Genomic DNA, 7,811 nt, shown 5'->3' with positions numbered 1-7,811 from the left:
GCACGGGAGACCAGGCCCCGGGCCTCCTCGCGCAGCGCGACCAGGTCCGCGCCCGGCTCGGCGACCAGGGTCAACAGGGCGTCCCGGCCGGCGGGGTAGGTGACCACGCAACCGGCGGCGGTGTGCACCACGGATTCGTGGAACTCTCCCCGTCGGACCGTGGTGGCCATCCGGTGACCGAGTCCGAAGCTGGCAGCGGCCAGGGCGGCGAGGTGGGTGGCGTCGGTCGTGGGCAGGTCGCTGGAGATCAGCAGGCCGTCCATGCCGGCGAGGACGACGCCGGCGATCTCGGGGCGGCGGCGACGCAGCCCGCGCAATTCGGTGCCCATCATCGTTTCCGCGTTCACGAGCGTGTCTCTCCCACCGGTCGTGTCTCCGCCTCAACAGGTGACGTTCCGCAGTGGCGACGCTACCTGTCGGCGTCAAATTAGGCGATCCCGTGACCGTCGGCAATCGGTCGGCAACTCTCGACTGATCGGAGGATGTGACCACGACAGGGGCACGTCGTGGCCGGGCCCCGGCGGCCGGGCGGGCGTAACCTGGGCTCGCCCGTGGACCGTCGTCGCGAAGGGTGGCCGGATGGAACCGCGTACCGCACTGCTGGGAAGTCGTGCCGACGGCCGGCCGGTGGTGCCGGCATGACCAGCGTCTGGACGCATCTGACCGTGGACGCGCGCGACCCGGGCAGGCTGGCCCGCTGGTGGGCCGAGGCGCTCGACTACCAGGTGGTGCGCGAGCTGGCGCACGAGGCGGAGATCCGGCAGTCCGCCGACCGGCTGCCCGGCATCCTCTTCGTGCGCGGGACCGGGGTCAAGGAGGGCAAGAACCGGTTGCACCTCGACCTGCGCCCGGCCGACCGGGAGGCCGAGGTGGAGCGGTTGGTCGACATGGGAGCCCGGCACGTGGACGTCGGCCAGGACGGCGACGACTGGACCGTGCTCGCGGACCCCGAGGGCAACGAGTTCTGCGTCCTGCGGCAGGCGGGGGATTGAACGCTGACGGCGCCGAGGCGCGCTGGGTGGCGGAGCCGGCCAAGGACGCCGGTCACGGCCGGTCGCCGTACGAGCGGGACCGGGCCCGGGTGCTGCACTCGGCGGCGTTCCGCCGGCTCGCCACCAAGACCCAGGTGCACGCGGCCGGCACCGACGACTTCCTGCGTACCCGGCTGACCCACTCGCTGGAGGTGGCGCAGATCGCCCGCGAGATGGGCGCGCGGCTCGGCTGCGACCCGGACGTGGTGGACACCGCCGGGCTCGCCCACGACCTGGGGCACCCGCCGTTCGGGCACAACGGCGAGGCGGCGCTGGACGTGGTCGCCGCCGACTGCGGCGGCTTCGAGGGCAACGCGCAGACGCTGCGCGTGCTCACCCGCCTGGAGGCCAAGGTGTACGCCGCCGACGGCACCTCCGCCGGACTGAACCTGACCCGCGCCGCGCTGGACGCCGTCGGCAAGTACCCGTGGACGCGCCGACCGGGCCAGCGCAAGTTCGGCGTGTACGCCGACGACCTGCCGGTCTTCCACTGGCTGCGGGAGGGGAGCCCGGCCGGCGAGCGGCGCTGCCTGGAGGCGCAGGTGATGGACTGGGCCGACGACGTGGCGTACTCGGTGCACGACGTCGAGGACGCCATCCACGGCGGGTACCTGACCCTGGAGCCGTTGCGGGTCGACGCCGACGAGCGGGCCGCGCTCTGCGCCGACGTGGCCGCCGTCTACTCCACCGAGTCCCCCGACCACCTCGGTCAGGTGTTGCTGGAGCTGCTGGCCGACCCGGTGTTCGCGCCGCTGGCCGGGTACGACGGCAGCCATCGGGCGCAGGCCGCGCTCAAGGCCACCACCAGCGTGCTGACCGGCCGTCTCGTAGCGACCGCCGTGTCGGCCACCACCGACCGGTACGGCCCCGGGCCGCACCGCCGGTACGAGGCCGACCTCGTCGTACCCCGGCCGCTGCGGGCCCGGTGCGCGCTGCTCAAGGGCATCGCGTTGCGGTACGTGATGCGCCGTCCCGGCGCGTCGCAGCACTACCAGCGGCAGCGGGAGATCCTCACCGACCTGGTGGCGGCGCTGGCGCGGCGGGCGCCGGATCTGCTCGACCCGGTGTTCGCACCGTGGTGGCGTTCCGCGCCGGACGACGCCGCCCGGTTGCGGGTGGTCATCGACCAGGTGGCGTCGCTGACGGATCCGGCGGCGCTCGCCTGGCACGCCCGCCTGCTCGACCGGAGCGCGACGTAAGGGGTGCGCGGTGTAAGGGGGTGCGGTGCAAGGGGGTGCGGTGTAAGGAAGGGTCCCCTGCTAACGCCTGGTGTATAGGAAGGGACCCCTCCTAACACCACACCCCGTCGCGCGCCGTCGGGGGCGGTCGGGGGTGGGGATCGGGTACCGGGGTGGACGACCACCGGGTTAGTTAGGTTAGCCTAACCAGATGACGGAGCGCCCGATCAAGGTCACCACCGCCCGCGTGCTGCGCACCGGGCGGCCCACCGCGCACGTGATCCGGCTGGTGCTGGGTGGGGAGGAACTCGTCGGGCTGCCGCTCGGCGAGTACACCGACACCTACATCAAGATCGTGTTTCCGGTCGACGGGGTCGACTACCCGCGCCCGATGGACCTCGCCGCGATCCGCCGCGAGCAGCCCCGGGAGTACTACCCCCGGCTGCGGGCGTACACGGTCCGGAACTGGGACGCGGTGGCGGGGGAGATGACCGTGGACGTGGTGCACCACGGCGACGAGGGGCTCGGCGGGCCGTGGGCCGCGGCTGTGCGCCCCGGCGACGAGGTGCTGTTCGTCGGCCCCGGCGGGGCGTACGCGCCGAGCCCGGAGGCGGACTGGCACCTGATGGTCGGCGACGAGAGCGCGATGCCGGCGATCGCCGCGTCGCTGGCCCGGCTGCCGGCCGGCGTGCCGGCGTACGTCTTCCTGGAGGTCGACGGCCCACTCGACGAGCAGCCGCTGCCCAGCCCCGGCGCGGTGGCGGTGACCTGGCTGCACCGGGGTGCCCGGCCGGTGGGCGAGGCGCTTGTCGACGCCGTACGCGGGCTGGACTTCCCGCCCGGTGCGGTGCAGGCGTTCGTGCACGGCGAGGCGGGTTTCGTCCGCCAGTTGCGCAAGCTGTTGCGGGTGGAACGGGGTGTGCCGCGCGACGCGCTCTCCATCTCCGGCTACTGGCGGCGGGGCCTGGACGACGAGGGCTGGCGGGCCAGCAAGTCCGACTGGAACCGGCAGGTCGATCTCGACGAGCAGGCCCCGGTTCCGGTCCCGGTCGGTTGATCAAGGTCTTGACGAGCCTTTTTCCTCGGATCCTGTTAGCGTCATGATCCAATAGGGTTCGAGGTGCCCGAACTCTCCGTTAGTGCCCCGTTTGTCGGCGATCATCAGCATTGTGTCGCCGAGCTCCTGGTCACACCAGGGTGATTCGTGCTGATTGCGGCACGCGGCGGCGCGGGAACCGGAGGATTGGTTCGGGGTGACCATGAGCGACGAAATACCGCAGCAAACCCGCCAGCGGGCGGGCGAGATCGACCGGGTCGTACTCGGGCTCGGCGTCGGTGGGGTGCTGGCCGTAGTGGTCTGGGGAGTACTTGCCCGCGATTCGCTGGCGAGCTTCGGTGAATCCGGCCTGGGCTGGGTGATCGACACGTTCGGTTGGTTCTTCGTCGTCGCGGCCAACGCGTTCCTGGTGCTCGCGGTGGTGATGGCGTTCTCCCGGTTCGGTCGACTCCGGCTCGGGAAGGACGACGAGGAGCCGGAGTTCAGCGCCCTGGCCTGGATCGCCATGATGTTCAGCGCCGGTATGGGTATCGGCCTGGTCTTCTTCGCCGTCGCCGAGCCCATCCAGCACTTCACCACCCCGGCACCGGCGAGCGGCGTCGAACCGCAGACCGAGGCGGCTGCCGGGGCGGCAATGCAGTACACGCTGTTCCACTGGACGCTGCACCCCTGGGCGATCTACGCGGTGGTGGCGCTGGCGCTGGCGTACTCGACCTTCCGTAAGGGCCGGAAGGGCACCATCTCGGCCGCGTTCCGGCCACTGATCGGCGATCGGGCCGACGGCGGTCTCGGCCGGACGATCGACCTGTTGGCCGTCTTCGCCACCGTCTTCGGCTCGGCCACCAGCCTCGGCCTCGGCGCTCTCCAGGTCGCCGCCGGCCTCGACCTGGTGGTGGGCGTCCCGGACAGCACCGCCGTCGAACTGGTGGTGATCGGCGCACTCACCCTGGCGTTCGTGATCTCCGCCTTCACCGGCCTGCACAAGGGCATCAAGTGGCTCTCCACCACCAACGTGCTGCTCGCCCTGGGGCTGATGTTCTTCGTGTTCGTGGTCGGTCCGACCGTCTACACGCTGGAGGTGCTGCCCGCCTCGATCGGGAACTACCTCGACGACCTGGTGGTGATGTCCACCCGTACCGGTGCCTTCTCGGACCCTGCGTGGCTCGGTGACTGGACCATCTTCTACTGGGCGTGGTGGATCTCCTGGGCGCCGTTCGTCGGTACCTTCATCGCCCGGATCTCCCGGGGCCGTACGGTCCGGCAGTTCCTGATCGGCGTCCTGCTGGTGCCCAGCGGCGCCAGCGCCGTGTGGTTCGCGATCATGGGCGGCAGCGCGCTGCGGATCCAGAGCACCGGCACCCGTGACCTGGTGGCCGACGTCGCCGCGAGCAGCGAACAGGCGCTGTTCGGCCTGCTCGACGCGCTTCCCCTGGCAGCGTTGACCAGCGTCCTGGCCATGGTGCTCATCGCGCTGTACTTCGTCACCAGTGCCGACTCGGCCTCGTTGGTGCTCGGCTCGCTGACCTCGCGGGGCTCGCTGCGGCCGCACCGGGTGCTGGTGGTCTCCTGGGGTGTGCTGATCGGCGCGGTCGCCGCCGTGCTGCTGCTCGCCGGTGGACTGGACGCCCTGCAACAGGCCACCATCATGATCGCCCTGCCGTTCGTGGTGGTGATGCTCGGGCTGGCCGCCGCGCTGGTCAAGGACATGTCCGACGATCCGCTGCTCGCGCCGCCGTTCCGTACCCCGCGATCCGGCCTGGCGGCCGCCGTGCGCACCGCCCGTTCGTACGAGGAGGAGGACTCGCCGCCCGTCCGGCGCTACCTCCGCCGTCGTCCCCGCTGATCCTTGGGGGTGTGAGGAGGGGACCCCTGCTATACCGCAGGCGTTAGCAGGGGGCCCTTCCTTACACCGTCGGTGGGGCAGGGCAGGATGTAGCCCGAGGGGGTGGCGACATGGCGGGGCGGATCCGGGACGAGGACATCGCGTTGGTCCGCGAGCGGACCTCCATCGCCGAGGTCATCTCCGACACGGTGACGCTCCGATCGGCCGGCGGCGGCAACCTCAAGGGGCTCTGCCCGTTCCACGACGAGAAGTCCCCCTCGTTCAACGTCTCACCCGCCCGTAACGTCTGGTACTGCTTCGGCTGCGGCGCGGGCGGCGACGCGATCAAGTTCCTGATGGACGCCGAGCACCTCAGTTTCGTCGAGTCGGTGGAGCGGCTCGCCGAACGGGCCGGTGTGCAACTGCGGTATATCGAGGACGACCGCTCCACCCCGCGTACCCGCCCGCAGCAGGGCCAGCGGCAGCGGCTCGTCGCCGCGCACGCCGCCGCCGTGGAGTTCTACACCGCGCAGCTCACCACCGCCGGGGCGCGGACCGCACGGGAGTTCCTGGCCGAGCGGGGGTTCGACCGCGCCGCCGCCGAGCGGTACGGCTGCGGCTTCGCCCCGGAGGGCTGGGACCCGCTCACCAAGCACCTGCGCCAGCGCGGGTTCACCCACGACGAGCTGGTCACCGCCGGGCTGTCCCGACCGGCCCGCTCGGGCAGCCTGATCGACCGGTTCCGGCGTCGGCTGCTCTGGCCGATCCGCGACCTCACCGGCGACGTGATCGGCTTCGGTGCCCGCAAGCTGTTCGAGGACGACGACGGCCCGAAATACCTGAACACCCCCGAGACGCCGATCTACAAGAAGTCGCACGTGCTCTACGGCATCGACCAGGCCAAACGGGAGATCGCCAAGCAGGGCCGGGTGGTGGTGGTCGAGGGGTACACCGATGTGATGGCCTGCCACCTGGCCGACGTGCCGACCGCCGTGGCGACCTGCGGCACCGCGTTCGGCGCCGACCACATCGGCGTCCTGCGTCGGCTGCTGCTGGACACCGACGCGGTGGCGGGCGAGATCATCTTCACCTTCGACGGGGACGCCGCCGGCCAGAAGGCGGCACTGCGGGCCTTCGAGGACGACCAGCGGTTCGTCGGGCGTACCTTCATCGCCGTCAGCCCGGACAACATGGACCCGTGCGAGCTGCGCCTGGCAAAGGGCGACCTGGCCGTACGCGACCTGGTGGCCCGCCGCGAGCCGCTCGTCGACTTCGCGCTGCGGCACATGCTCAACCGTTTCGACCTGGACACTGTGGACGGTCGGGTGGAGGCGATGCGCCGCGCCGCCCCGCTGGTGGCGAAGCTCAAGGACCAGGAGAAACGTCCCGAGTACGTGCGCAAGCTCGCCGGGGACCTCGGCATGGAGATCGAGCCGGTGCAGCGGGCGGTGCTGGCCGCCGCCTCGGGGCGTCCGGCGGAGGCGCCGACGCGTACCGCCCGTGCCGAGCCGACGGTGGACAGCCCGCAGTCGATGGTCGAGCGGGAGGCGCTCAAGCTCGCCCTCCAGGAGCCGGCGCTGGCCGGGCCGATGTTCGACGCGGTCGAGGCGAGCGACTACCGGCACCCGGTGCACGTGGTGGTCCGGGAGGCGGTGTCGGCGGCCGGCGGAGCCGCGTCGGCGGCCGGTGGCGCGGTGTGGATCGAGTCGGTCCGGGACGCCTGCACCGACCTGGCGGCCCAGGCCCTCGTCGGTGAGCTGGCCGTGGAGCCGTTGCGGATCGACGGCGAGCCCGACCCGAGATACGTCTCGATCACCATGGCCCGCCTCCAGTGGGGCTCGGTGACCGCCCGCATCCGGGACCTCAAGTCGCGGATCCAGCGGATCAACCCGGTCAACAACAAGGACGAGTACTTCGCCACGTTCGGTGAGTTGCTGTCGCTGGAACAGCACGCCCGCGCGCTGCGCGAGCAGGCGGCAGGAGGGTTGTAGAGATGGGACTGTTCCGCCGCCGACCGAAGCTGCCACCGGCCGACCGGCCACCGCTGGAGCGCGACGAGCGGGTGCTGGCCTGGTCCGCCGCCGGCAACGGCGAGGGAGACGGCGTGGTGGTGGCCACCAACCTCGGGCTCTGGCTGCCCGGACGCGGCCACCGGGTCGGTTGGCACGACATCGTCAAGGCGGTCTGGTCGGGCCGCGAGTTGACCGTCACCCCCGGTGAGCAGGTCGCCGAACGGGACGGGTACGTGGTGGTCGCCGACTGTCCGGCCGAGCGCTACCTGCTGCTCGACCCCGGTGAGCTGCCGCACCAGATCCGGGCCCGGGTCACCAAGTCGGTGGCGTACACCCAGCACCACGCCGTGCCCGGCGGCGCTGGTCGGATCGTCGGCCGGCGGGTGTCCGGCGTCGACGGCCTGTCCTGGATGGTCCGCTACGACCCCGGCACCCCCAGCGACGACCCGGCCGTGCTCGCCGAGACCGATCACCTCGTCGCCGCCGCCCGCGCCGCCACCACCCCCACCGACCTCTGACCCACCCGGCCGCCCTGCTCCGGCGGCTGTCCGCGCCGTCCGCCTCGCCGTCCGCCTCGCCGTCCGCCGCGGGCGCCCGTCACGCCGATCATGGACTTGTGGCGAGGACGAACGAGGGCAAAACACATCCTTCCGGGTGCCATAACTCCATGATCGACGTGCGGGTCGGGTGGGGCGCGGGGGTGGGTGGTGT

Annotated in this window: 7 protein-coding genes; 6 read left to right on the top strand and 1 reads right to left on the bottom strand. The window is 71.7% G+C overall.

The genetic code is table 11. The features are described from left to right. On the bottom strand, positions 1-332 hold a 332-nt coding region (locus EYA84_RS21750; RefSeq protein WP_236145894.1), incomplete at its 3' end, for a roadblock/LC7 domain-containing protein. Between the two features lie 306 nt (positions 333-638). Between EYA84_RS21750 and EYA84_RS21745 the strand changes: the two genes are divergently transcribed. The 6 genes from EYA84_RS21745 to EYA84_RS21720 all read left to right on the top strand — a co-directional run bounded on the left by EYA84_RS21745 (position 639) and on the right by EYA84_RS21720 (position 7,618). Then, entirely contained in the window at positions 639-992 is a 354-nt protein-coding gene (locus tag EYA84_RS21745; RefSeq protein ID WP_131054896.1) for a VOC family protein, read from the top strand. Then, positions 989-2,230: a deoxyguanosinetriphosphate triphosphohydrolase gene (locus EYA84_RS21740; protein WP_131054895.1), complete on the top strand. Its 1,242-nt coding sequence runs from the start codon at positions 989-991 to the stop codon at positions 2,228-2,230. The genes EYA84_RS21745 and EYA84_RS21740 overlap by 4 nt, the downstream gene beginning before the upstream one ends. Positions 2,231-2,420: 190 nt before the next feature. Continuing rightward, entirely contained in the window at positions 2,421-3,266 is an 846-nt protein-coding gene (locus EYA84_RS21735) for a siderophore-interacting protein (protein ID WP_131054894.1), read from the top strand. Between the two features lie 202 nt (positions 3,267-3,468). Beyond that, the gene (locus EYA84_RS21730; protein WP_131054893.1) at positions 3,469-5,109 is read left to right on the top strand and encodes a BCCT family transporter; all 1,641 of its coding nucleotides are present in this window, start codon (positions 3,469-3,471) and stop codon (positions 5,107-5,109) included. Positions 5,110-5,219: 110 nt separating this feature from the next. Further along, positions 5,220-7,079 carry a DNA primase gene (gene dnaG / locus EYA84_RS21725; protein ID WP_131054892.1) on the top strand — a complete coding sequence of 620 codons (1,860 nt, stop codon included), beginning with the start codon at positions 5,220-5,222 and terminating at the stop codon, positions 7,077-7,079. Positions 7,080-7,081: 2 nt separating this feature from the next. Further along, on the top strand, positions 7,082-7,618 hold the full coding sequence (locus EYA84_RS21720) for a hypothetical protein (RefSeq protein WP_131054891.1): 537 nt from the start codon (positions 7,082-7,084) through the stop codon (positions 7,616-7,618). Positions 7,619-7,811: the final 193 nt, after the last annotated feature.

It is taken from the genome of Verrucosispora sp. SN26_14.1, assembly GCF_004307965.1.
Lineage (GTDB): Bacteria > Actinomycetota > Actinomycetes > Mycobacteriales > Micromonosporaceae > Micromonospora.
Note: the sequence above shows the minus strand (reverse complement) of the source record. Positions and strands in the feature narration are given on the sequence as shown.